The 469-nt window shown below is 56.9% G+C and carries 1 protein-coding gene; it reads right to left on the bottom strand.

The features are described 5' to 3' along the window. Positions 1-469: AMP-binding protein (locus AC0L2A_RS36400; protein WP_473613010.1), on the bottom strand; the 469-nt coding region annotated here is incomplete at both ends.

The raw sequence follows: 469 nt of genomic DNA, 5'->3' as shown, positions 1-469 counted from the left end.
TAGCGACGATCTCATTCCTGAGGGGCTCTCCACCACAAAACATGTATCGTAAGCTACCGATTGCATTTTGCTCAACGTCCATGAGATCAAGCAATGCCGAAAGAAGCGACGGGACTAATTGCAGGACCGTCACTCTGTACTTATCCAGGAGATCGACAATTGTTCGAGAATCGAATTGTCGGTCGAGGGGAAGGAGAATTACACGAGCCCCAAACAACAAGGCTGTCCATAGCTCCCACACCGCGGCATCAAAAGAGAGGGAGGTTCGCTGCAGGAAAATGTCGTGGGCAGAAAGCTGGAATCGATCCGCCTGCCAACTTGTATGATTGACCACTCCGCGATGCTCGACCATGACGCCCTTGGGCGTCCCTGTGGAGCCCGAGGTGTAGATGATGTAGGCGAGATGGCGCGCGGTGAGCCCCAGCGCGCGCGGCTCGGGATCGCCGGCGGGCAGTTCGGCCCAGGCCGG

Source organism: Mesorhizobium sp. WSM4844 (assembly GCF_055811775.1).
This window is presented reverse-complemented; position numbering and strand designations above follow the sequence as displayed.